This is a genomic window from Bradyrhizobium sp. HKCCYLR20261 (assembly GCF_051168435.1).
GTDB lineage: Bacteria > Pseudomonadota > Alphaproteobacteria > Rhizobiales > Xanthobacteraceae > Bradyrhizobium.
Genome location: NZ_JBNPUZ010000018.1, coordinates 62,616 through 85,937 on the forward strand (window position 1 = coordinate 62,616; position 23,322 = coordinate 85,937).

Below are 23,322 nucleotides of genomic sequence, written 5' to 3' on the forward strand. Positions count from 1 at the left end.
GATCGCCGATCGCAGCGCTCCACCGCGCAGTGTGCATCAGACGCTGACGCCGAGCTCCAGCTTGATCCAGTCGGCAAAGGCGCGCACGGCAGCTGGCTGGCGCGGCGCGCGGGGAAGCACCAGCCGGTGACCGACATAGCGGATGTCCGTAGCGCGCCCGGCGAGCGGTGCGACCAGCCGTCCTGAGGCAAGCTCGCGCTCGGCGAGCAGTGTGGATTCGAGCGCGATGCCGAGACCCTCGGCGGCGGTGGCGAGAACAAGGAAGCTGCGGTCGAAGCGCATGCCGTGAAGGGCTGGAGATTCCAGGCCGTTGGCGGCGAACCATTGCTGCCATTGCACCTGCTTGACGTCGGAACGGATCAGCGTCCGCTCCAGAAGATCCGCCGGCCGCTTGATGGTCGCCGCGAGGGCCGGCGAGCAGAGCGGCGTGACCGTCTCCTCCGCCAGCGGCACGACGTCCACGCCCTCGGCATGCGGCTGTCCATAGACGATGTCGATGTCGAAATCGTCGTTCTTGAAGCGCGCATAGTCGGTGTTGGCCGCCAGTCGAACCTCCAGCTTCTGATGCGCGGACAGAAATTGCGCGAGGCGCGGCGTCAGCCACTGCGCGGCGAAGCTCGGCGCGGAATGGACGCGCACGAGCTGCGGACCGCGGGCGGCGACCTCTTCCAGTCCCCTGCGCAACTGATCGAACGCCGCGCCGGCATGGCGCATCAGGTTCTCGCCGGCCGGCGTGAGGTGAACGGCGCGCGCCTTCCGTTCGAACAGCACCGTCCGCAGGGCGGCTTCGAGCTTGCGGATCGCGTGGCTGACGGCCGAGGGCGTCAGGTGAAGCTCATTTGCTGCATCGCGGAAAGAGCCGGTGCGCGCTGCGGCCTCAAAGGCTTTGATCGACGAGATCGGGATGTTCGACAGCATAGGATAAGTGAACCAGATTCATCAATTCATGACAACTGCGCGTTTGTTGCCGTCCCCTCGGCCGGTCATGGTGGCGCCCACGACAACGAGACATCGGGAGGACAGGGGATGCTGCTCAGCGGCAAGACGGCGATCATTTCGGGCGCGGCCTCGCGGCGCGGCATCGGGCTCGCCACCGCGCGGCGGTTCGCGGCGGAAGGCGCCCGCGTCGCCATCCTGGACATCGACGCCGCGGCGGCGGCGGACGCGGCCGCCACGCTCGGCGATCAACATCTCGGGCTCGGCTGCAACGTCGCCGACAAGGCGTCCTGCAACGATGCGGTCGCGAAGGTCATGTCGACCTTCGGCATCATCGACATCCTCATCAACAATGCCGGCATCACCCAGCCGGTGAAGCTGCTCGACATCACGCCGCATGACTGGGATCGCATCCAGGACGTCAATCTGAAGGGCGTGCTGTTTCTCTCGCAAGCGGTGATTCCGCACATGCGCGAGCGCAAGCAGGGCTCGATCGCCTGCATGTCGTCGGTTTCGGCGCAGCGCGGCGGCGGCATCTTCGGCGGTCCGCATTATTCCGCCGCCAAGGCCGGCGTGCTCGGCCTCGCCAAGGCGATGGCGCGCGAGTTCGGAGCCGATGGCATCCGCGTCAACTGCGTGACTCCGGGCCTGATCGGCACCGACATCACCGCCGGCAAGCTGACCGACGAGATGAAGGCCAAGATCCTCGAAGGCATTCCGCTCAACCGCCTCGGCACGGCGGATGATGTCGCCGGCATCTACACGTTCCTCGCGTCTGATCTGTCCGCCTATGTGACGGGTGCGGTCATCGACGTGAACGGCGGCATGCTGATCCACTGACGAGGTCTCGGACGATGGACACCGCAACTCATCGGCTCGTCAACGCGCCGACGCTGGCACAACGCGCCTACAACATCCGCCGCAATGCGCTGCGCATGGGCGAGGTTCAGGGGCAGGGCTATATTGCCCAGGCTCTCGACATCTCCGACGTGCTCGCGACCGCCTATTTCCACGCGATGCGCTACCGGCCCGAGGATCCCAATTGGGAGGAGCGCGACCGCTTCCTGCTTTCGAACGGCCACTATGCGATCGCACTCTACGCCGCGCTGATCGAGGCGGGGATCGTTCCAGAAGCCGAGATCGAAACCTATGGCAGCGACGACAGCCGGCTGCCGATGTCGGGCATGGCGTCCTACACGCCGGGCATGGAGATGTCGGGCGGCTCGCTCGGTCTCGGCCTGAGCATCGCCGTCGGCATGGGCCTCGGCCTGAAGCGCAAGAAATCGAGCTCGCGTGTCTACACGCTGTTCTCGGACGGCGAGCTCGACGAAGGCTCGCTGTGGGAGGCAATCTCGTCCGCCAGCCACTACCAGCTCGACAACCTGATCGCGATCGTTGACGTCAACAATCAACAGGCCGACGGGCCATCGACCCAGGTGATGAGCTTCGAGCCGCTGGTGGACCGGCTGGAAGCGTTCGGCTGGTTCGTGCAGCGCGTCGACGGCAACGATCTCGATGCGGTCGTGGCGGCCTTCGATGCCGCGAAGAGTCACGAGGCGCCCAAGCCGCGGATGATCGTCGCCGACACCCTGATGGGCAAGGGCGTTCCGTTCCTCGAACAGCGCGAGAAGAACCATTTCATTCGCGTCGAGCAGCACGAGTGGCAGCTCGCGCTGGCCGCGCTCGACGCCGGGAGGCTATGATGAAGACGACGCGAGCAGCACCGGATCTGAGCAAGCCGCGCCTGACAACTTCGGCGATGATCGCCTCGATCGCCTCCGAGGGGCAGCGCACCAAGCCGGCGCCGTTCGGCCATGCCCTGGTCGAACTGGCGCGGAGCCGCCCCGAGATCGTCGGCATGACCGCGGACCTCGGCAAGTACACCGACCTGCACATCTTTGCCAAGGAATTTCCCGACCGCTACTACCAGATGGGCATGGCCGAGCAGCTGCTGTTCGGCGCGGCTTCCGGTCTTGCCGCCGAAGGCTTCATGCCGTTCGCCACGACCTATGCCGTATTCGCTTCCCGACGCGCCTACGACTTCATCCACCAGACCATCGCGGAGGAAGACCGCAATGTGAAGATCGTCTGCGCGCTGCCCGGCCTGACCTCCGGCTACGGTCCGAGCCACCAGGCCGCGGAGGACCTCGCCTTGATGCGGGCGATGCCGAACATGACGGTCATCGACCCCTGCGATGCCCATGAGATCGAGCAGGTCGTGCCGGCAATGGCGGCGCATCAGGGGCCGGTCTACATGCGGCTGCTGCGCGGACAGGTGCCGCTGGTGCTCGACGAGTACGACTACACATTCGAACTCGGCAAGGCCAAGCTGCTGCGCGACGGTCGCGACGTGCTGATGATCTCGTCCGGTTTGATGACGATGCGCGCGCTCGAGGCGGCCAAGTCGCTCGCGGACGATCGCGTTGACGTCGCCGTGCTGCACGTGCCCACCATCAAGCCGCTGGATGGCGAGACCATCCTGCATGAGGCGGGCCGCTCCGGCCGCCTGGTGGTGGTGGCCGAGAACCATACGTTGATCGGCGGCCTCGGCGAGGCGGTCGCCGGGCTGCTGATGCGTTCGGGCGTGCATGTGCCGTTCCGGCAGATCGGGCTGCCCGACGCGTTCCTCGACGCCGGCGCGCTGCCGACGCTGCACGACCGCTACGGCATCTCGCTCTCGGAGGTCGCAAGGCAGGTGAAGGGCTGGCTCACATAGCGAGCGAGGCGCTCTCGTCGATTGCCGGCGCGATGCGGTGCCGGCCCATAACAAACAATATCACATCGGAGGGACGGCAATGCGCAAGGGGACGACGCGTCGGCAACTGATCACGGCAGCAGCGGCTCTGCCGTTCACATTCGCGATCTCGCGTTATGCGAACGCGGCCGAGTTCACGATGAAGCTCGCGACCGGGCAGGATCCGTCGCATCCGGTCAACAAGCGGGCGCAAGAGGCCGCCGGCCGCATCAAAGAAGCGAGCGGCGGCCGGCTGGAGATCAATCTCTATCCGGCCAATCAACTCGGCTCCGATACGGACCTGATCTCGCAGGTTCGTGTCGGCGCTGTCGATGCGATCAACATCGCGAGCTCCGTGCTCGCCACCCGCGTGCCGCTCGCCGGCATCGTCAACACGGGCTTCGCGTTCGCGTCCTACGATCAGGTGTGGAAGGCGATGGACGGCAGCCTCGGTGATCACATCCGCAAGGACATCGAGAAGACCGGGGCCATCGCGCTCTCCAAGCCGTGGGACAACGGCTTTCGGCAGGTCACGTCGTCGACCCGCGAGATCAAGACGCCCGACGATCTCAAGAGCTTCAAGATCCGCGTGCCGGCCGCGCCGATCCTGACCAGCCTGTTCCAGGCGCTCGGTGCCGGTCCCACCCCGATCAACTTCAACGAGGTCTATACGTCGCTGCAGACCAAGGTGGTCGAGGGGCAGGAAAATCCGCTTCCGATCATCGCGACCGCCAAGCTCTACGAGGTGCAGAAATATTGCTCGCTCACCAGTCATGTCTGGGACGCCTATTGGATCCTCGGTAATCGCGCCGCCTTCGGCAAGTTGCCGTCCGACCTGCAGGCGCTGGTCCAGCGCGAGTTCGGCAGATCGGCGGACGACGAGCGCGCCGACATTGCGTCGTTGAGCCAGAGCTTGCGCGCTGATCTCGCCGCCAAGGGCTTCGCCTTCGTCGACGTCGACAAGGGCGCGTTCCGGACCGCGCTCGCCAAGAGCAGCTTCTACAAGGATTGGCGCGGCAAGTTCGGCGAGGACGCCTGGACCATCCTGCAGTCGAATGTGGGAGAGCTCGGATGAACAGCGTCGACGCGTCATTCGCAGCCTCCAGCAGGCACGGCGTGGTCGAGAGCCTCGAACGGGCATTGACGAAGCTGATCGAGATTCCCGCCGTGATCGCCCTGGTCGCGGAGGTCGGAATCCTGTTCACCGGTGTGACGTCGCGCTTCGTCTTCAACCGGCCGCTGACCTGGGCAGACGAACTCGCGTCGATCACCTTTCTCTGGCTCGCGATGTTCGGAGCGGTGCTCGCGCTCAGCCGTGGCGAGCACATGCGGATGACCGCGCTCGTCGATCGCGTCAGCCCGCGCATGCGCGCCGTGCTGGAGAGCCTCGCCTTGATGGCGCCTGCGCTGTTCCTCGGCATCTTGCTGCACCCCGCCATCGACTACGCTCATGGCCAGTCCTTCGTCGAGACGCCGGCCCTAGGCCTGTCCGACAGCCTGCGCGCCGGCGCCGTGCCAGTCGGCATCGGCCTCATGCTCGCGACCGCGCTGCTGCGCATGACCCGTCACGCCTCGCGCGATCTCGCCATCACGCTGGCGCTGCTTGCGACCGTCGCGCTCGTGCTGTGGGGCGCCGCGCCGGCGCTGAAGGCCCTCGGAAATTGGAACCTGATCGTCTTCTTCGCGCTGCTGCTTGGCGCTGCCGTGCTCGCCGGCGTGCCGATCGCATTCTGTTTCGGCCTCGCCACCGTCGCCTATCTGCTGACCGTCACGACCGCGCCGCTCGAGGTGGTCACCAGCCGCATCGACGAAGGCGTCTCCTCCCTGGTGCTGCTCGCCATCCCGCTCTTCATCCTGCTCGGCCATCTCATCGTGATGACCCGGATGGCCGAGGCGATGGTTGGATTTCTGGTGTCGCTCGTCGGCCATGTCCGCGGCGGCCTCTCTTATGTGCTGCTCGGCGCGATCCTGCTCGTGTCCGGCATTTCCGGTGCCAAGACTGCCGACATGGCCGCGGTGGCGCCGGTGCTGTTTCCCGACATGAAGCGGCGGGGCATTCATGACGGCGAACTGGTCTCGCTGCTCGCAGCCTCCGGAGCGATGGCCGAGACCATTCCGCCCTCAATCGTGCTGATCATCATCGGCTCGGTCGCCGGCGTCTCGATCTCGGCGCTGTTCACCGGCGGTATCGTCCCGGGCCTGGTGCTGGCGGCGGCGCTGGCGGTCGTCGCCAAGCGACGCATGGTCGAGCCGGAGGATATCGTACGTTCGCGCCCGTCCTGGGCCACGATCCGCTCGGCGCTCGTCACGGCAATTCCCGCGCTGCTGCTGCCGGTGCTGATCCGGACCGCCGTCACGGAAGGCGTGGCGACGGCGACCGAAGTGTCGACGATCGGCATCGCCTACGCCATCATCGTCGGGCTTTTGGTCTACCGCCGTTTCGACTGGCGCAGGCTCTACCCGGCGCTGGTCCACACGGCGGCCCTGTCGGGCGCGATCCTCTTCATCATCGGCGCGGCCACCGCGATGGCCTGGGCGCTGACGCAATCGAACTTCTCGCATGCACTGGCGGCGATGATGGTGTCGGTGCCCGGCGGCAAATACGGCTTCCTGCTGATCTCGATCGCCGTGTTCATCCTGCTCGGCAGCATCCTCGAGGGCTTGCCCGCGATGGTGCTGTTCGGCCCGCTGCTGTTCCCGGCCGCCAAGCTGCTCGGCGTGCATGAGGTGCACTACGCGATGGTGATCATTCTCGCGATGGGCATCGGCCTGTTCGCGCCGCCGTTCGGCCTTGGCTACTACGCGGCGTGCTCGATCGGACAGATCGATCCCAATGCAGGGCTGACGCGCATCTGGCCCTATCTCGGCGCGCTCGTGCTCGGTCTGCTGCTCGTGGCCTTCGTGCCCTGGCTGTCGATCGGATTTCTGTGAAGCATGGCGATGAAGCAGGTGAGAGCGTGAGTTCCGAAATGTCAGTCAGGCGCGAGGCGAAGGACGAGACGAATGCGTCGGCATTCGTGCTCGAGGCCAAGGACATCCAAAAGAGTTTTGGTGCCACGCATGTCCTGCGCGGCGCCAATCTGCGGATTCGCCATGGCGAGATCCATGCGCTGCTCGGCGGCAACGGCGCCGGCAAGTCGACCTTGATCCGGATCATCTCCGGATCGTATCGCCACGACGGCGGATCGGTCAGCATCGACGGCCGGACCGATCCCGACGCCAATGCGATCGCGGTGGTGTTTCAGGAGCTGGCGCTGCTGCCGCATCTGTCGGTGGCCGAGAATATCTACCTGCCCCATCGCAAGCGCGCTCTGGCGCGGCTGAGCGAGGCGGAGTGCTTCGCGGAGGCGCGTGCCGCGCTGGCGCTGGTCGATCAGGACTTGGCGGAGCGGGCGCTGGATTGGCCGGTGGCGCAGCTCGATCTGCACGAACGCCAGTTCGTCGAGATTGCCCGGGCGCTGAGCTCCGGGGCGCGCGTCCTGCTGCTGGACGAGCCGACCGCCAACCTCACCTTTTCCGAGACGGAGCGGCTGTTCGGCATCCTGCGCCGGCTGGCGCAGCAGGGCATCAGCACCTTGCTGGTGTCGCATCGCATGGGCGAGATCCGCGCGCTGGCCGATGTCTGCACCGTGTTGCGCGACGGGCGCTCGGTGCTCGACCGCGCCGCGCTCTCCGAGATCAGCGACGAGGCGATCGTCGAGGCGATGGGGCAGAAAAGCAGCGCCTTGCCGCCGGCTGCGCCGCGCAGCACGAACGCCACCTCTGCCCGCACGCAGATCGCCCTGCGCGGTCCGGGGGTCTCCTTGAGCGTCGGGTCGGGCGAGGTGCTCGGGCTGGCGGGCGCGCCGATCGGTCCGTCCGGCGTGATCGAAAGGCTGATCGGGGCGCGGCCGTCCCAAGCGTGGCGCATCACGATCGACGGCGTCGATGTGACGTTCTCGAATCCCGCCGAAGCGGTCAGGGCAGGGGTCGGCTACGTCTCCGGCGATCGCGCCGAGAAGGGCATTCTCGCGACCTTGCCGATTCTCGACAACATCGTCGCGGCCGCGCGGGTCGCGGGCCGCCGGATCCTGGCGGCATCCAGCGAGGCCACGGCCGCGCAGACCGCACTCGACGCGCTCGCCATCAAGGCGAGCTCGATCGATGCATTGCCACAGACGGTGAGCGGCGGCACGCAGCAGAAGCTGCTGCTGGCGCGCTGGCTCGCTCCGCCGCCGAAGATCCTGGTGCTGGAGGAGCCGACGCGCGGCGTCGACATCGGCACCAAGCGCGAGATCTACGCGATGATCCGCGATGCCGCCGCGGCCGGCTGCGTCGTGGTGTGGTGGTCCACCGAGTTCACCGAACTGATCGCGGTCTGCGACCGGGTGATCGCATTCGATCTCGGCGGCCGGGCCAGCGGCGTTCTCGGGCGCGACGAACTCGACGAGGTGTCGCTGTCGCGAGCGACCGGAATGGCGGCGTGATGGCCCGCCGATGAGCAAGCAAGAGGGTAACATGACGGACGTCGTGATCGATCAGCGCGCGGCCGACCGGCCGAAGCCGGGCCAGCGCGCCTCACTTCCGGTTCGGCTGACGCGGATCTACCGCACGGAGATTGCGATCGCGATCGCCATCGTCGTGCTCCTGGTCGGCATCAGCTTCTGGTCGCCTTATGTGCTGACCTGGGGCAATCTCGCCAACATCGCCCAGGCGGCGGCGCCGCTGATCCTGATGTCGCTCGGCGTCTTCCTGGTGATCGCCACCAGCGGCATCGATCTGTCGGTCGGCTCGACCTTCTCGCTCACCGGCATGGTCGCCGGCCTCTGCTTCTCCGCCGCGTTGCCGTGGCCGCTCGCCTGCGTGATCAGCCTGGGCGTCGGGATTGCGGTCGGCGCCATCAATGGCGGCCTCGTCACGGTGGTGGGTCTCGCGCCCTTCGTCGTGACCCTGATCACCTATGCGATCGGCGCGAGCCTCTCCTTCGTCATCACCGACGGCCATTCGATCGCGATCGCCGACCCGAACTTCTGGAAGCTCAACGGCGGCGAGCTGATCCCGGGCGTCACCAATTTCGTGCTGTTCTGTGCGCTCGCGGTGATCGCTCTCGAGCTTGTCCTGCGCAAGCTCGTCGTCGGCCGCTGGGTGTTTGCGATCGGCAGCAACGACAAGGCCGCCCGTCTGCTCGGCATTCCCGTGCACGGCGTGCGCTTCGGTGTCTATGTCGCGTCCGGCGTCGCGGCGTCTTTCGCCAGTCTGCTGAGCCTGTCCTACATCAGCAATTCGGAATCGACCGCGGGCGCCAATCTCATGCTGCAGGCGATCGCCGCCTGTGTGATCGGCGGAGCCAGTCTGTTCGGCGGCACCGGCTCGGCGATCGGCGCCATGCTCGGCGCGATCATGATCACGGTGATCCAGAACGGCGTCAACCTGATCGGCATCAACAGCTTCTGGCAAGGAACCGTCACGGGAGCCGTCATTCTCGTCGCGGTCCTGATCGACCGCGCCACGAAGGTCCGCAGCTGAAGCGGCTGCATCACCCACGAAACGTTCATAAAACACTTGGAGGAAATCATGAAAGCACGATCTCAGAGCCTGCTCGCCCTCGCCGTCACGGCCATCATGGCAACGGCGATGCAGCCGGCGGCCGCAGAAGGCGCCAAGAAGTTCACGGTCGCCTATATCGCGCCGTCGCTGGACATCTCCTACTGGCAGTGGGTCGGCTATGGCGCCAAGACCAAGGCGGCCGAGCTCGGCATGACCTATATCGAGATGGACTCACACAATTCGCCGGCAGACCAGATGACGAACGTACGCACCGCCATCACCCGCGGCGTGGATGCCATCGTGATGGGGCCCGTGAGCTCGACCAGCACGCCGCCGGTGCTGCGTCTGTTGAAGGAGAAGAAGATCCCGATCGCGTTTGCCGGCATCGGCCCGCAGCCGGGCGAGACCGACTACACCTCGGCGGTGACCGCGAACAATTTCGAGGGCGGCAAGGCCGAGGGCAAGTTCGTCTGTGCGCTCGCCAAGGAGCGCGGCGGCAACAAGGTCGGCATGCTGTCGCTGCCGCAGGATCGCGAGAACGCGCAGAAATATCTCGCCGGCGCCAAGGAGTCGTTCCAGGCGGATGGCTGCGAGCTGGTGCAGATCCTGCAGACCAAAGGCCTGACCGTGCGCGAAGCGGTCGACCAGGCCAACGACCTGCTGACGGCACATCCCGATGTCAAGGCGATCTATGGCATGTATGACGAGGCTGCGACCGGTGCCGCCAAGGCGCTGCAGACCCGCGGCCTGGTCGGCAAGGTCGGGATCGCCACCGCCGACGGTAGCCCAACCACCGTCAAGCTGCTGCGTGAAGGCGTCGTCCAGGGCCTGTTCCTGCAGGAGGCCGGCGGGCAGGGCATCGAGGCGGTGCAGCAGGTCTACAATGCGCTGACCGGTGCGGCCGTGACCCAGAGCCTGCCGCTGCCGCTCGCGCTCGTGACCTCCGGCAATGTCGGCACGCCAGAAGCGCAGGCCAAGCTGAAGCGGGTCTATCCGCCGTCGGCCGGCGACTACTGATCGCGATGCAAGGCATCACAGCGGGCGCCTGCTTGGCCGGGCGCCCGCATCTCCGTTCGTACGATCCCGATCGAGGATGTCATCATGATCGACTTTCCCATCATCGACCCGCATCACCATCTCTACGATCTCGAGAACCACTATTATCCGTGGCTGAGCGATGGCGTGAAGCCTGCGGCCTTCGGTGACTACGCCGCGATCTGCCGCAGCTACCTGATCGAGGACTTTCTCGCGGACTGCAAGAACCAGAACGTCGTCAAGTCGGTGCATCTCGATGTCGGCTTCGATCCCAAGGACCCCGTCGGCGAGACGAAGTGGCTGCAGGGCGTGGCCGACAAGCACGGCTTTCCGCACGGCATCGTCGGCTATGCCAATCTGGCGCAGCCGAACGTGGGTGATGTGCTCGACGGCCATCTCGCCTATCCGAACTTCCGCGGCATCCGCCAGTCGCTGAACTACCATCCGGACCCGGCCAAGACCTATCTCGATCGTCCCGGCGTCTGCCGCGAAACCGAGTGGCGGCGCGGCTTCGCCCTACTGCGCGACCTCGGCCTCTCGTTCGACATGCAGATCTATTATCCGCAGATGCAGGAGGCCTATGAGCTCGCGCGGGACTTCCCGGACACGCAGATCATCCTCAACCATACCGGCATGCAGGTTGACGGACCCGGTCATTTCGAGGCCTGGAAGGCCGGCATGACGCTGCTGGCCCAGGCGCCCAACGTCGCCTGCAAGATCTCGGGCCTCGGCATGGGCGACTGGAGCTGGACCGTCGACTCCTTCCGCCCCTACGTGCTCTCTGCCATCGAGGTGTTCGGCGTGGAGCGCTGCATGTTCGCCAGCAACTTCCCGGTCGACAAGCTGTTCAGCAGTTACGACAAGCTGTTCGACGCCTTCAAGGAGATCACGTCCCGGTTCTCCGCGGACGAGCGGCGCAAACTGTTCCACGACAACGCGGCGCGGTTCTACCGCCTTTAGATCGGCTCGCAGGGGAACAGAAAAGCCCAACTCTGGATCGGCGAATCAAGGCCGTGCGCAGCGCCAGGCGACGCGCGATTGGCGCGCTGTCGGCGCCGAGGTCCCATGCTGATTCCGGCCCTTGCGGACGGTCTTCTCGCTCGCCAGGATGATCGCGGCGCGTCCAGGAGTCCGAGACCATGTCCGATCGTCATCCCACTGCCTCGGTCCGGCTCGAGGCCGTGTTTGAACATATCCAGATCGAACAGGAACGCTTTCTCGCCCGGGTGATGGACTACGTCCGTCACCCGTCAATCAGTGCGCACAATGTCGGCATCGCCGAGGTTGCGGCGCTGCTGGTGGACATGCTGCAGGAGATGGGTCTGGAGGCGGAGACGGTGCCGACGGCCGGTCATCCGATGGTGCTCGGACGCTGGCAGAACAAGCCGGGCGCGCCGACTGTGCTGCTCTACGGCCATTACGACGTGCAGCCGCCGGACCCGCTGGAGCTGTGGTTGAGCCCGCCGTTCGAGCCCACCATTCGCGACGGCCGCATCTATGCCCGCGGCATCGGCGACAACAAGGGTCAGCACTTCGCGCAGCTGATGGCGATCGAATCCCATCTCAAGGTGCATGGCGAACTGCCTTGCAACGTGATCGTCCTGCTCGAAGGCGAGGAAGAGATCGGCAGTCCGCGCATCGCCGATTTCGTGGCTGCCCACAAGGATCGGCTGAAGGCCGATGTCGTCGTCACGGCCGATGGGCCGATGCATCCGTCGGGTCGCCCGACCATGACGTATGGCGTCCGCGGCATGTGCGCGTTCGAGCTTCGCGCCAAGCATGCCAGCCGCGACGTGCATTCCGGCAATCTCGGCGGCATCGTTCCGAATCCGATCTGGACGCTCGTGCACCTGCTGGGAACGATGAAGAACGCGGCGGGCGAGATCACGATCGACGGCCTGCACGACCATATCGTTCCGCCGAGCGAACTCGATCTGGCGGCGGTCAGGCGTCTGCCGCTCGATATCGACGCGGCAAAAGCGAGCTTGGGCCTCAGCCGCCTCGATGCGCCTGCGGAGCGCGGCTACTATGAGCGGCTGATGTTCCATCCGACACTGACCATCAACGGCTTTCACGGCGGCTATGGCGGACCGGGCAGCAAGACCGTGCTGCCGTGCGAGGCCGTCGTCAAATGCGATATTCGTCTGGTCGAGGCGATGACCCCCGACGACGTCCTGGCCAAGGTCGAAGCGCATGTCAGGAGGCACGCGCCGGAGGTCGAGGTCATCCGGCGCGGCGGCATGCTGCCGTCGCGCGTGCCGATGGATTCTCCTTATGCCTCCGTCATCCGTGACGCCATCGCGCTCGCGCAAGGCGTCACCCCGCTGGAGTTTCCCTGCACCGGCGGGAGCCTTCCGGACTACGTCTTCACCAAGATCCTCGGCATCCCCGCTTTCGTCGTTCCCTACGCCAATGCCGATGAAGCCAACCACGCGCCGAACGAGAACATGATGATTGCGTGCTTCTACAAGGGGATACGGACCGGCGCGGCGCTGCTGGATCGTGTCGCGAGCCTCACGCGGTGATCGTGCTGTTCGTGGAACCGTGATCACGTTCTGGAGTGCAGCGCAGGAGCCGTCATCGAGCAGCCACGAAGGCGTGGCATTCACCGCGCCGTTCGCTGCGTTGCAGTCGAATCGACCGGACGCGGCGAGATCGCGCATGGATTAACGCAGTTGATATCGCCTAATCTTGATCCGAATTAGTAACCGTCGCATCAGGGCTCGGAGCTGCCGCATGCACGACCCCGTTGACCAGCAACTTGTTGATCGTCCGTGCGTGGATCATCCACCCGTTGATCACCCGACTGTCGACCAGGCGAACGAGTCGCTCAGTTCCGCTCCTCTGGCTGCAACCCATTTGGCCGCTGGCGGCTCAGCCGCTGCCTCGGTGATCCAGATCGATCACGCTCCCGCGATCGATCCTGAACCGAGTTCCCTGAGGACGCCACAGAGCAGCGCGCACGCCAGCGAGCGTCCTGCCCATGAACCTCCTCTCGCCATTCCCACCATGTGGCCCTGAGGATGTCTGCTGAGGTGCGCGCCCTGCGCCCGGCAAGGCCGCCCGGACACTACGATCTCCGCTCCGCAGTTGGGGCGCATGACGAAGAGGAAACCTCAGGCGGTATGTGAGGCCCGCCGCGGAGGCGGCAACCTCCGGTATCATCCGGATACCCACGAATCAGCCGATCAAGTACACCGGATTTAGCCCTTCTTGGGGCGTTTCCTCCCTGGACTTGGGCCGCCTGCACCGAATGTGCGGGCGGCTTCTTTCTTTCAGGAGGAGCCGGTGTCTTGGTGGGGCATCTGCACCCACGGGCGTTCGCCGCGATCGTGCTGCTCGAAGCGCGCGATATCACGATCGTGCGCAAGGGTAAGGTCGAGGTCGTCCCAGCCGTTGAGCAGCTTGGTGCGCCAGATCGGATCGATCGCGAAGCTGAACGAACGGTTCCCGATCCTGATCAAACAATCGTTGAGATCGACGGTCATTGCTGACGTGGCCGTTTGCAGCAGCTCCAGAATCTCCTCCGCATCCGCCTCGCTTACCTTGGCCGGCAGCAGACCGTTGTTGACGGCATTGGACGCGAAGATGTCGCCGAAGCTCGGCGCAATCACGCAGCGGAAGCCGAAATCGACAAGCGCATAGACCGCGGCTTCACGTGAGGACCCCGCGCCGAAATTGCGCCGTGTGACCAATACCTCGGCCTGCTGCGCAGCCGGCGTGTTGAGCGGAAAATCGGGCCGGGCCTGCCCATGCGCGTCGAACCGCATGTCGTGAAGCAGATATTGCCCGTAGCCGTCGGCGCGCGAGCGCTTCATGAAGCGCGCCGGAATCAGCTGATCGGTGTCGATGCTGGCGAGCGGCAGCGCGCAGGCTGATGCCGTAAGAGTATCGAACGGCGTCATGCGCCTCTCCTCAGCAGTGGCCGCACGTCGGTGAGATGGCCGGCAACGGCGGCTGCCGCGACCATCGCCGGCGACATCAGGTGCGTGCGTGCGCCCGGGCCCTGCCGGCCCTTGAAGTTGCGGTTGGTGGTCGAGGCGCAGCGCTCGCCTGATGGTACGAGGTCGCCGTTCATGCCGACGCACATCGAGCAGCCGGAGCCGACCCAGTCCAGACCGGCGTCCGTGAAGATGCGATCCAAGCCTTCCTGCTCGGCCTGCTGTTTGACCAGATGCGAGCCGGGCGACACCAGCCCCGGCACCCGCGCCTTGCGGCCGGCGAGAACGCTCGCCGCTGCGCGCAGATCCTCGATGCGGCTGTTGGTGCAGGAGCCGATGAAGACGCGGTCGATTCGGATCGTGTCGAGCGCCTGACCCGGTGTGAGGCCCATGTAGTCGAGGGCCTCGCGCACATGGCTCGCGCGCGACGGATCATCCATGGCCGCGGGGTCGGGGACTGACGCGATGATCGGCAGTGCATCCTCGGGGCTGATACCCCAGGTTACCGTCGGCGCGATATCGCCGCCCTCGAGCAGGATCGCGCGGTCGAACACCGCGTCGGTGTCGCTCGCGAGCTCACGCCACGCCACGATCGCGCGATCGCGCACGTCGCCTGCGGGCGCGAACGGCCGTCCCTCGACATAGGCGAAGGTGGTTTCATCCGGCGCGATCATGCCGCAGCGGGCGCCGCTCTCGATCGAGAGATTGCACAAGGTCAGCCGGCCTTCCATCGACAGCGCGCGGATCGCAGATCCCGCATATTCGATCGCGTGCCCCTGGGCCCCATCGGCGCCGATACGGGCGATGATCGACAGCGCAATGTCCTTGGCCGTGATCCCCGGCGCAGTCGCGCCGTCGACCGTGATGCGCATCCGCTTCGGCCGCTTCTGCCACAGGGTTTGCGTCAGCAGCACATGCGCGACCTCGGAGGCGCCGATGCCGAAGGCGAGTGCGCCGAACGCGCCATGCGTCGAGGTGTGGCTGTCGCCGCAGACCATGGTCAGGCCCGGAAGCGTCAGGCCCTGCTCAGGCCCGACGACATGAACGATGCCCTGGCGCGGATCGTCGAAGCCGAAAATGCGGATGCCGTTGGCGCGGCAATTGTCGTCGAGCTGGCGGATCATGCCGGCGATATCAGGCGCGATCTCGCCGAGCACCCGCGTTCGCGTCGGCACGTAATGGTCGGCAACGCCGATGGTGAGATCGGGCCGGCGCACTTTGGCGCGCTTGTCCTTCAACTTGTTGAAGGCGTGGAACGAGCCCTCATGCACGAGATGGCGATCGATGAACAGCAGCTCCGCGCCGTCCTCGCGGCGCGTCACCACATGCGCATCCCAGACCTTGTCGAACAATGTCCGCGGCGGCCGCACTGCTTCACTCATGCCTCAACGTCCTCGATCAAGTTCCGCGTCATCCATTCCTCATGTCGTGGCTGCCGGAGCCGCGGGGAGGGGGGCGCGAGCCGCCATGTGACCCTGGTAGACGGCCTCCAGCGCCGTGCGCGGTGCATTGTTGTCGCCGACCTGAAGCACGGGCAAGCCCGCGCGCCGCAAGGCCAGATACAATGATTGATCCGCGCTGTTGTGATCGACGGCGACCAGCGCCGAGAAGCCGGTGAGGCGATCGATGTCACCGGTCGAGAGATCCTCGACCTCCAGGATCTGGCCATCATAGGAGCGCACCGCGCGCAGCGTCGCGATCCGGACCTTGCGCTCGCGCAAGCGGCGGCTGTTGGCGAGTGTCGAATAGATCGTGGTCCGCCAGGCATAGTTCGTCGCCGGGACGAACAAGGTTACGGCCTTGCCGAGATCGGCGAAATGCTCCAGCGCCGACAGCGTGCCCCATTCACCGGTGCGATCGAACACCGCGACCGACGCGCCGAGATGGTCCGGCGCGCGCAACGCGTCGGGCAGGGTGAACACGGGGCCGTTCCCCGCCACTGGCAAGGCGCTGGTCCTCGAGCCTGTCGCCAGCACGATGCGGTCGGCGCCGAAGGCCTCGATCGCGGCGGCGTCCGCATCCTTGCTGAAGACGATGGTGACGCCGAGGCGCGTCAAGGCCGCGACCTGGTGCTCCACGAACGCCTGGAAGTTCGCGCGCTTCGGCATCAGCCACGCCGTGCGCAGCTGTCCGCCGAGCTGATCGCCGCGTTCCCACAGGGTGACCTGGTGCCCGAGCGCGGCCGCGACCCGCGCCGCCTCCAGCCCCGCGGGACCTCCGCCGATCACGAGAATGCGCCGTGGCGCCGTTGGTGGCAGCGCCTCGGGCTCGTCGAACTGCCCTTCGAGCCCGGCGATCGGATTGATCAGGCAGCGGATCGGCAGGTTCCGCTCCAGCATGCCGGCGCAACCCTGGTTGCAGCCGATACAGCGTCGGATCTCATCGACTCGGCCCTCGACCGTTTTCCGCACGATCGCCGGCTCCGCGAGATGCGCGCGCGCCATGCCGACGGCGTCGGCATCGCCCGCGGCAATCATCGCGTCGGCCTCGTCGAGTCCCGTAAAACGGCACACGGCGAACACCGGGGTTTCGAAACCATCCTTGCGCAATGAACAGCGGATACGCGCGGGGAGAGATCGGAACGGCGCCGGATCGAACGCCATGTCGGCCATCTGCGTTGCCAGCGAGTAGCTCGCGACATAGGCGGAGTGCGAGACGTTGACGAAGTCGATGCGCGTCTGCCGTGCCAGCATCGGTGCGATGCGTTCGGCTTCCTCGATGCCGAGGCCGCCGTCGGCATATTCCTCCCCGCTGATGCGGATGCCCAGGCAGAATGTATCGCCAAGCTCGGCGCGCAGCGCCGCCAGCACACGGCCAGGAAAGCGCAGCCGGTTCTCCAGGCTGCCGCCATACTCATCATTGCGCTTGTTCGACAGCGGCGACATGAACTGCTGCAGCAGATGACCATGCGCCATCTGCAGCTCGATGCCGTCAAAGCCGGCGGCGACGAGATTGCGCGCCGTGACGAGGTGGCCCTCGATCACCTGCTCCATGTCGAACTCGTCCATCGGCCGCGGCGGCAGCGCCGAGATCGACCACGGAATCGGCGAGGCGCCCCACGATACCGTGCGTTCGAAATCGCCTTCGACCTGCCGTCCGAGATGGATGATCTGGCCGAGCATGGCCGCGCCTTCCGCCTTCACCGCATCGGTGATGCGGCGGAACGGATCGATGCAGGCGGGATCGAAGCCGCACACGGCTTGCGGGCGGCCGAGCGAATTGGCGTGGATCCGGATGGATTCGAAGATGATGGCGCCGACGCCGCCGCGCGCGCGGGCGCGGTGATAGGCGAGGTGCTGCGCGCTCGGCAGGTGGTGCTCGCCGAAATTCGTGGTGTGCGCGGGGACGAAGATGCGGTTGCGGAAGCGCAAGCGGCCGACGTCGAGCGGACTCAGCGCCTGTGCATATGGCTGATGCTGCGACAAATCGCGTGATCCTCCCGCTGCCCGTTTCGTGGCTCGATCCTTGCTCCGACCTCTGTCTCGGGAAGAGGCCCGCGAGCCAGTTGACCGAAGCTGTCATATTTTCTATACACCTCATGTATTGAAAGCAAGATAGCTCGCTAACCCCTGGGGCCATCCGCCTTGCGCACCGCGTCCGAGCCACTGAAGGCACGACGGATTTACCTGCTGCTGAAGGACAAGATCGCATCCGGCGAGCTTGCGGACGGCGAGCGGTTGCCGGGCGAGTTCGCGCTGGCCGAAGAGCACAGCGTTTCCCGTGTCACCATCCGCCAGGCGCTTGACTTGCTCGCTGGCGAAGATCTCATTCAAAAGAAGAGCGGGCTCGGCACCTTCGTGCATCGGCCGGCCTCCAAGGTCCGCACGGTTCTTGCCGACGTGTCCAACGTGTTCGCGCATCTGATCGAGATGGGCCGCACGACCGACGTGCGCTTGCTGTCGTTTGACTACGTCAATCCGTCCGAGCAGATCCGCGAAGCCTTGCAACTCGCGCCCGACGAGCGCTCGCAGCGCTCGGTGCGCGTCCGCCTCGTCGACGGCGTGCCGTTCTCCTATCTCATCGCCAACGTGCCCGAGCGCATCGGCCGCAACTATTCGCGCGAGGATCTCGCGCGCATGCCGCTGCTCGAACTGATCGAGCGCTCCGGCCTGACCAGCGCCTCGGCGCGGCAGGAGATCAGCGCCGTGTTGTCGAGCCCCGATGTGGCCGAGGCGCTCGACATCGATGTCGGCATGCCGCTCGTGGCGTTGCGCCGCACGGTCTACGGCAAGGACGGCCAGCCGATGGAGCACCTGCAGGCGCTCTATCGTCCCGACCGCTACACATTGCAGATGAACCTCGAACGGACGGGCGACGAAGGGCACCGGCACTGGAGCCCGACCGCCGAGGTGTACCGCAGGGAGCGCCCGCGCCGGCGGCCGCCAGTCAGGAAAGTGGGGAAGTCATGACGTTGAGCTCGAAGTCGCTGTCACGCCGCACCGTGCTCAAGAGCGGTGTCGCGCTCACCTCGATGCTGGCCGCGCCGGGCCTGCTGCGCGCCGAGCCAGCACCGGTGAAAGTCGGTCTGCTGCAGCCGATCTCCGGCGCGTTCGCGCTCGACGGCGATCTTGCCAAGATCGGTGCGGAGTTCGCGATCAAGGAGATCAACGACGCCGGCGGTATCAAGGCGCTCGGCGGCGCCAAGCTCGAACTGGTGATCGGCGACAGCCGCTCCAACGCCGAAGCGGGCGCGCAGGCGACCGAGGAACTGCAGTCGGCCGGCGTCGCCGCCGTGCTCGGCGGCTTCGCCTCGGGCATCGCGCTGACCGCGACGCAGACCGCGTCGCGCTACGATCTGCCGTTCGTCGTCGACTGCGCGGTGGCGGATACGATCACCGAGCGCGGCCTGAAGAACACCTTCCGCTTCAACCCGAATTTCAGCATGGCGACCGCGGTTGCGCTGAAGAATCTCGTCAAGCTCAATGACGACGCCGGCAAGCCGATCAAGACGGTGGCGATCGTGCACGAGGACGGCCTGTTCGGCTCGGGCCTCGCCAAGATCATGCAGGAGAAGCTGCCGCCGCTCGGCTTCCAGATCGTCGAGACCATCGCGCATCCGACCCCGGCGCGCGACATGACCAACGTCGTGCTGCGGCTGCGCGCGCTCAATCCCGATCTCATCGTGCCGTCGCATTATTTCAACGAGTTCGTGCTGATGGCCCGCACCCTGCAGCAGCAGCGCGTGCGCCCGAAGGGCATCTACGCCGTGTTCGGCGGCGCGGCGTCGAGCTACCGCTTCGTCAACGAATTCCCGGAAGCCGCGCAGGGCGTGATGGACTGCAACCATTGGGGCGATCCCAAGAGCCCGATCACGGCCAAGCTGCGCGAGACCGTGACCGCGGCCGGCAAGTTCTACGCCTACAACACGCCGATCAACTACTCGCTGGTGAAGGTGTTCGCCCAGGCCGTGGAGAAGGCCGGCAGCGCCGATCGTGCCAAGATCATCGAGGCCCTGGCGGCGAACGAGTTCGACAGCGGCGTCATGCCCTACGGCAAGACCAAGTTCGACGCCAAGGGCCAGAACACCAGCGCGCTGCCGCTGAACACGCAGGTCCAGGGCAAGGACATCAAGGTGATCTACCCGTCGGACTACGCCGACGCGAAGCCGATCTTCCCGATCAACGGATGATCGGGCAACGCTGAGTCACCTGCGCGGCGAACAGGCGTCGCTGCGACGGTCGCCGCGGCCATCCTTCGAGACGCCCGGCTTCGCCGGGCTCCTCAGGATGAGGGTGGAGTGTATGGTCTCGTCTGCTTACCCTCATGGTGAGGAGCGCCGCTCGCGGCGCGTCTCGAACCATGAGGCCCCAATATGCCGGGCGTCATCCGGCTTCTCCTAGAAAGCCTCGAGATTTCTAGACGACCAGAGGATCTAATGTACTCGCCCCAGATCGTCGTGGAGGCGCTGTTGAACGGACTGATGCTGGGCGCGATCTATGCCTTGATCGCGCTTGGCCTGACCCTGATCTACGGCGTGCTGCACATCGTGAATTTCGCCCACGGCGCGCTGCTGACCGTGGCGATGTTCATGGTGTGGCTGGCCTGCGCCCGCTACGGCATGGACCCGTATCTCGCGATCCTGTTCGTCGCGCCCTTCATGTTCGCGCTCGGCTACGCCCTGCAGCGCTTCATCATCGGCCCGGCGGGCCACGGCAAGGACAACGGCATCCTCCTCGTCACCCTGGGCCTCTCCATCATCATCGAGAACGCGCTGCTCGCCGCGTTCCAGTCCGACACCCGCACCATCACCACGGACTACTCGTTCCGCGTCGTCGAGCTCGGCCCGCTGCTGCTGTCGTTCCCGCGCGTCATCGGCTTCGGCGTCACCATCGCCACGACGTTGCTGCTGTGGCTGGTGCTGCACCAGACCGACATCGGCAAGGCCATTCGCGCCGTCGCCAAGGAGAAGCTCGGCGCCAGCCTCGTCGGCATCAGCGTGCCGCATGTCTACGCCATGACCTTCGCGATCGGCTGCGCCTGTCTCGCGGTCGCCGCCGGCCTGCTGATGCCGTCCTTCTACGTCAGCCCGAAGACCGGCACCGCTTTCGTGCTGGTCGCCTTCACCATCGTCGTGCTCGGCGGGATGGGCTCGATCCCCGGCGCGCTGATCGGCGGCCTTCTGATCGGCGTCGTCGAAGCCGCGTCCAGTCTCTTTCTTGGCGACAGTCTCGGCCAGATTGGCATCTTCCTGATCTTCATCGTCACCTTGCTGGTGCGTCCGACCGGCCTGTTCGGAGCGCGCGCATGACCAGGCCGCGTCTCACCACTCTCGCCGTCATCGTCGTTGCCCTCGCCGTCGTCCCCTTCCTCGGCCTGTCCGGCGCGCTACTAAATCTCATGATCTTCATGATGATCATCGCCCTGGCGGCGCAGGGCTGGAACATCCTCGGCGGCTATGCCGGCCTGTCGTCGTTCGGCCATGCCGCCTTCTTCGGTGCCGGTGCCTACGCGATGGCCGTGCTGCAGACTCGCTTCGGCGTGAACGCCTGGATCGCGCTCGTCATCGGCATCGCGCTCGGTGCGCTGGTCGGCGCCTTCATCGGCTTCCTCAGCTTCCGCTCCGGCCTGAAGGGCTCTTACTTCGCGCTGATCACCCTGGCCTTCGCCGAGGTCGCGCGCATCCTCGCCAACAGCACTAATTTCACCGGTGGTGCCGCCGGCATCCTGCTGAAGCTGCAGACCGGCCTGCCGTACCTGCAATTCGCCGACCGCCGCTATTTCCTGCTGATTGCGCTCGGCTTCGTCGCGATCGGCCTGCTCGTGAGCTGGTGGCTGGAGCATTCCCGCTTCGGCGCCTATCTCGTCGCGCTGCGCGAGAACGAGCAGGCGGCGCAGGCGCTCGGCGTCGACGTGTTCGCGGTGAAGATGAAGGCGATCGCGATCTCCGGCGCGCTCACGGCGGCCGCGGGCTGCCTCTATGCGCAGAACTATCTGTTCATCGATGCCAATGTCGCGTTCGGCTCCTGGATCTCGATCGAGGCGCTGTTCGCGGCCATCGTCGGCGGCTCCGGCACCGTGCTCGGGCCGCTGGTCGGCGCCATCGTGCTGCTCGGCCTCGGCGAACTCACCAAGAGCGTGTCCGGCGGCATTCCCGGCATGGACCTGCTGGTGTTCGGCGTCATCCTGGTGCTCTCGGTGGCGTTCTCGCCGAACGGCCTGGTCATGCTGATGAAGAGCCTCGGCCTGCGCGCGCCGAAGGCGAAGGAGGCGTGATGCTCGAGGTCAACTCCCTTACCAAGCGCTTCTCCGGTCTCGTCGCGGTCGACCAGGCCTCGCTGTCGGTCGCCAAGGGCTCGATCACCGGCCTGATCGGCCCGAACGGCGCCGGCAAGACCACGCTGTTCGCGATGGTCGCCGGCTTCCTGCAGCCCGATGGTGGCAGCGTCAGCTATGACGGCCGCGACATCACTCAGCTTGCCCCGCATGTCCGCGCGCGCCAGGGCATCGCGCGCACCTTCCAGATCGTGCAGCCGTTCGAAGGCCTGAACGTGCAGGAGAACATCGCTGTCGGCGCCTATCTGCATACGCCCGATGCCAAGGAGGCCATGCAGCAGGCGGCTGACATCGCCAAGCGCGTCGGCCTCGGCGCCGATCTCGCCAAGGGCTCGTCCGATCTCACCGTTGCCGGCCGCAAACGTCTCGAAGTGGCGCGCGCGCTCGCGACCAGGCCGAAGCTGCTGCTGCTCGACGAGGTGCTCGCCGGTCTCAACCCCTCGGAGATCCGCGACGTGCTGCCGCTGGTGCGCGACATTCGCGACCAGGGCGTCACCATTCTGATGATCGAGCACATCATGCAGGCGGTGATGAATCTCTGCGACAAGGTCTATGTGCTGTCGCAGGGGCGCATGATCGCCGAGGGCGAGCCGAGGGCGGTGTGCGAGGATCCGCAGGTGATCGAGGCCTATCTCGGCCACGGGGCGGCCGAACGTCTGCGCGCGGAGCAGGCCCATGCTTGAGGTCCGTGATCTCCGCGCCGGCTACGGCGGAACCGAAGTGTTGCGCGGCGTCAGCTTTGACGTCAACGCTGGCGAGGTCGTCGCCGTGCTCGGCTCGAACGGCGTCGGCAAGACCACTTTGAACAAGGTGCTCTCGGGCGTGGTGCCCGCCACTGCCGGCACCATCCGCTTCAACGGTGCGGCGCTGGAGCATGCGGCCGCGCCCGACATCGTCACCGCCGGTCTCATTCACGTGCCCGAGGGCCGCAAGATCTTCCCGAACCTGTCGGTGCGCGAGAACCTCGAGCTCGGCGCCTATTGCCGGCCGCGGCGTGGCCGAGCTGAGCGCATCGAGCAGATCTACGCGACCTTCCCGAAGCTGAAGCAGCGCGCGCGGCAATATGCCGGCACGCTGTCCGGCGGCGAGCAGCAGATGCTGGCGATCGGCCGCGGCTTGATGGGCGAGCCGAAGCTGTTGATCCTCGATGAACCGTCGCTCGGCCTGTCGCCGCTGATGGTCGAGGAGATGTTCGCGCTGATCGCGCGGCTCGCAGCATCCGGTCTCGCCATCATGCTGGTCGAGCAGAACGTCGTGCAGTCGCTGGAGCTCGCCGGCCGCGCCTACATCATGGAGAACGGCATCATCACGCTCTCCGGCCAGGCCTCCGAGCTGAAATCCAATGCCGAGCTGAAGCGCGCCTATCTCGGTCTGTGA

General features: G+C 66.0%; 20 protein-coding genes. 16 read left to right on the top strand and 4 right to left on the bottom strand.

The features are described 5' to 3' along the window. Window positions 1-36: 36 nt before the first annotated feature. Window positions 37-918: a LysR substrate-binding domain-containing protein gene (locus tag ACQR1L_RS29380; RefSeq protein ID WP_434861412.1), complete on the bottom strand. Its 882-nt coding sequence runs from the start codon at window positions 916-918 to the stop codon at window positions 37-39. Window positions 919-1,026: 108 nt separating this feature from the next. Between ACQR1L_RS29380 and ACQR1L_RS29385 the strand changes: the two genes are divergently transcribed. The 10 genes from ACQR1L_RS29385 (at window position 1,027) to ACQR1L_RS29430 (ending at window position 12,756) form a co-directional block, all read left to right on the top strand. After that, a complete protein-coding gene (locus ACQR1L_RS29385; protein ID WP_434861413.1) occupies window positions 1,027-1,776 on the top strand; it encodes an SDR family NAD(P)-dependent oxidoreductase in 750 nt (249 codons plus the stop codon). Between the two features lie 14 nt (window positions 1,777-1,790). Then, the gene (locus tag ACQR1L_RS29390) at window positions 1,791-2,639 is read left to right on the top strand and encodes a transketolase (protein WP_434861414.1); all 849 of its coding nucleotides are present in this window, start codon (window positions 1,791-1,793) and stop codon (window positions 2,637-2,639) included. Continuing rightward, window positions 2,639-3,652: a transketolase family protein gene (locus tag ACQR1L_RS29395; protein ID WP_434861415.1), complete on the top strand. Its 1,014-nt coding sequence runs from the start codon at window positions 2,639-2,641 to the stop codon at window positions 3,650-3,652. Before ACQR1L_RS29390 ends, ACQR1L_RS29395 begins: the two co-directional genes overlap by 1 nt. Before the next feature lie 79 nt (window positions 3,653-3,731). Next, the gene (locus tag ACQR1L_RS29400) at window positions 3,732-4,745 is read left to right on the top strand and encodes a TRAP transporter substrate-binding protein (protein WP_434861416.1); all 1,014 of its coding nucleotides are present in this window, start codon (window positions 3,732-3,734) and stop codon (window positions 4,743-4,745) included. After that, window positions 4,742-6,601: a TRAP transporter large permease gene (locus ACQR1L_RS29405; RefSeq protein WP_434861417.1), complete on the top strand. Its 1,860-nt coding sequence runs from the start codon at window positions 4,742-4,744 to the stop codon at window positions 6,599-6,601. The genes ACQR1L_RS29400 and ACQR1L_RS29405 overlap by 4 nt, the downstream gene beginning before the upstream one ends. A gap of 38 nt (window positions 6,602-6,639) precedes the next feature. Beyond that, window positions 6,640-8,136: a sugar ABC transporter ATP-binding protein gene (locus ACQR1L_RS29410; protein WP_434861418.1), complete on the top strand. Its 1,497-nt coding sequence runs from the start codon at window positions 6,640-6,642 to the stop codon at window positions 8,134-8,136. Window positions 8,137-8,167: 31 nt separating this feature from the next. Then, on the top strand, window positions 8,168-9,175 hold the full coding sequence (locus ACQR1L_RS29415) for an ABC transporter permease (protein ID WP_434861419.1): 1,008 nt from the start codon (window positions 8,168-8,170) through the stop codon (window positions 9,173-9,175). Window positions 9,176-9,223: 48 nt separating this feature from the next. Beyond that, entirely contained in the window at window positions 9,224-10,213 is a 990-nt protein-coding gene (locus ACQR1L_RS29420) for a substrate-binding domain-containing protein (protein WP_434861420.1), read from the top strand. A gap of 84 nt (window positions 10,214-10,297) precedes the next feature. Beyond that, window positions 10,298-11,191, top strand: a complete 894-nt coding sequence (locus ACQR1L_RS29425) for an amidohydrolase family protein (protein WP_434861421.1) — start codon at window positions 10,298-10,300, stop codon at window positions 11,189-11,191. A gap of 179 nt (window positions 11,192-11,370) precedes the next feature. After that, complete coding sequence (locus ACQR1L_RS29430; RefSeq protein WP_434861422.1) at window positions 11,371-12,756, top strand: M20/M25/M40 family metallo-hydrolase; 1,386 nt, start codon at window positions 11,371-11,373, stop codon at window positions 12,754-12,756. A gap of 750 nt (window positions 12,757-13,506) precedes the next feature. Here ACQR1L_RS29430 and leuD read toward each other — a convergent pair. From leuD to ACQR1L_RS29445, 3 genes are read right to left on the bottom strand one after another with little or no spacing between them, the layout of a single operon-like run. Continuing rightward, window positions 13,507-14,136, bottom strand: coding sequence for a 3-isopropylmalate dehydratase small subunit (gene leuD / locus ACQR1L_RS29435; protein ID WP_434861423.1), 630 nt, complete (start codon window positions 14,134-14,136; stop codon window positions 13,507-13,509). After that, window positions 14,133-15,554, bottom strand: a complete 1,422-nt coding sequence (gene leuC / locus ACQR1L_RS29440; protein ID WP_434861424.1) for a 3-isopropylmalate dehydratase large subunit — start codon at window positions 15,552-15,554, stop codon at window positions 14,133-14,135. Before leuC ends, leuD begins: the two co-directional genes overlap by 4 nt. A 39-nt stretch (window positions 15,555-15,593) precedes the next feature. Then, entirely contained in the window at window positions 15,594-17,597 is a 2,004-nt protein-coding gene (locus tag ACQR1L_RS29445; protein WP_434861425.1) for an FAD-dependent oxidoreductase, read from the bottom strand. Between the two features lie 159 nt (window positions 17,598-17,756). On the opposite strand from ACQR1L_RS29445, the gene ACQR1L_RS29450 reads away from it, so the two are divergent. The 6 genes from ACQR1L_RS29450 to ACQR1L_RS29475 all read left to right on the top strand — a co-directional run bounded on the left by ACQR1L_RS29450 (window position 17,757) and on the right by ACQR1L_RS29475 (window position 23,322). Continuing rightward, the gene (locus ACQR1L_RS29450; RefSeq protein WP_434861426.1) at window positions 17,757-18,581 is read left to right on the top strand and encodes a GntR family transcriptional regulator; all 825 of its coding nucleotides are present in this window, start codon (window positions 17,757-17,759) and stop codon (window positions 18,579-18,581) included. Further along, on the top strand, window positions 18,578-19,801 hold the full coding sequence (locus tag ACQR1L_RS29455) for an ABC transporter substrate-binding protein (protein ID WP_434861427.1): 1,224 nt from the start codon (window positions 18,578-18,580) through the stop codon (window positions 19,799-19,801). The genes ACQR1L_RS29450 and ACQR1L_RS29455 overlap by 4 nt, the downstream gene beginning before the upstream one ends. Before the next feature lie 246 nt (window positions 19,802-20,047). After that, entirely contained in the window at window positions 20,048-20,920 is an 873-nt protein-coding gene (locus ACQR1L_RS29460) for a branched-chain amino acid ABC transporter permease (RefSeq protein WP_434861428.1), read from the top strand. Next, window positions 20,917-21,885 (top strand): branched-chain amino acid ABC transporter permease, encoded by a 969-nt coding sequence (locus tag ACQR1L_RS29465; protein ID WP_434861429.1) that lies wholly within the window; start codon window positions 20,917-20,919, stop codon window positions 21,883-21,885. The genes ACQR1L_RS29460 and ACQR1L_RS29465 overlap by 4 nt, the downstream gene beginning before the upstream one ends. Next, window positions 21,885-22,628 (top strand): ABC transporter ATP-binding protein, encoded by a 744-nt coding sequence (locus ACQR1L_RS29470; protein WP_434861430.1) that lies wholly within the window; start codon window positions 21,885-21,887, stop codon window positions 22,626-22,628. The genes ACQR1L_RS29465 and ACQR1L_RS29470 overlap by 1 nt, the downstream gene beginning before the upstream one ends. After that, entirely contained in the window at window positions 22,621-23,322 is a 702-nt protein-coding gene (locus ACQR1L_RS29475; protein ID WP_006612310.1) for an ABC transporter ATP-binding protein, read from the top strand. Before ACQR1L_RS29470 ends, ACQR1L_RS29475 begins: the two co-directional genes overlap by 8 nt.

Bases quoted from the DNA above. Each gene is read 5' to 3' on its own strand.
- ACQR1L_RS29410 (WP_434861418.1), top strand. From the start codon at position 6,640: ATGTCAGTCAGGCGCGAGGCGAAGGACGAGACGAATGCGTCGGCATTC.
- ACQR1L_RS29460 (WP_434861428.1), top strand. From the start codon at position 20,048: ATGTACTCGCCCCAGATCGTCGTGGAGGCGCTGTTGAACGGACTGATG.
- ACQR1L_RS29475 (WP_006612310.1), top strand. From the start codon at position 22,621: ATGCTTGAGGTCCGTGATCTCCGCGCCGGCTACGGCGGAACCGAAGTG.
- ACQR1L_RS29455 (WP_434861427.1), top strand. From the start codon at position 18,578: ATGACGTTGAGCTCGAAGTCGCTGTCACGCCGCACCGTGCTCAAGAGC.
- ACQR1L_RS29420 (WP_434861420.1), top strand. From the start codon at position 9,224: ATGAAAGCACGATCTCAGAGCCTGCTCGCCCTCGCCGTCACGGCCATC.
- ACQR1L_RS29425 (WP_434861421.1), top strand. From the start codon at position 10,298: ATGATCGACTTTCCCATCATCGACCCGCATCACCATCTCTACGATCTC.
- ACQR1L_RS29430 (WP_434861422.1), top strand. From the start codon at position 11,371: ATGTCCGATCGTCATCCCACTGCCTCGGTCCGGCTCGAGGCCGTGTTT.
- ACQR1L_RS29380 (WP_434861412.1), bottom strand. From the start codon at position 918: ATGCTGTCGAACATCCCGATCTCGTCGATCAAAGCCTTTGAGGCCGCA.
- ACQR1L_RS29395 (WP_434861415.1), top strand. From the start codon at position 2,639: ATGAAGACGACGCGAGCAGCACCGGATCTGAGCAAGCCGCGCCTGACA.
- leuC (WP_434861424.1), bottom strand. From the start codon at position 15,554: ATGAGTGAAGCAGTGCGGCCGCCGCGGACATTGTTCGACAAGGTCTGG.
- ACQR1L_RS29465 (WP_434861429.1), top strand. From the start codon at position 20,917: ATGACCAGGCCGCGTCTCACCACTCTCGCCGTCATCGTCGTTGCCCTC.
- ACQR1L_RS29470 (WP_434861430.1), top strand. From the start codon at position 21,885: ATGCTCGAGGTCAACTCCCTTACCAAGCGCTTCTCCGGTCTCGTCGCG.
- ACQR1L_RS29385 (WP_434861413.1), top strand. From the start codon at position 1,027: ATGCTGCTCAGCGGCAAGACGGCGATCATTTCGGGCGCGGCCTCGCGG.
- ACQR1L_RS29405 (WP_434861417.1), top strand. From the start codon at position 4,742: ATGAACAGCGTCGACGCGTCATTCGCAGCCTCCAGCAGGCACGGCGTG.
- ACQR1L_RS29390 (WP_434861414.1), top strand. From the start codon at position 1,791: ATGGACACCGCAACTCATCGGCTCGTCAACGCGCCGACGCTGGCACAA.
- ACQR1L_RS29400 (WP_434861416.1), top strand. From the start codon at position 3,732: ATGCGCAAGGGGACGACGCGTCGGCAACTGATCACGGCAGCAGCGGCT.
- ACQR1L_RS29415 (WP_434861419.1), top strand. From the start codon at position 8,168: ATGACGGACGTCGTGATCGATCAGCGCGCGGCCGACCGGCCGAAGCCG.
- leuD (WP_434861423.1), bottom strand. From the start codon at position 14,136: ATGACGCCGTTCGATACTCTTACGGCATCAGCCTGCGCGCTGCCGCTC.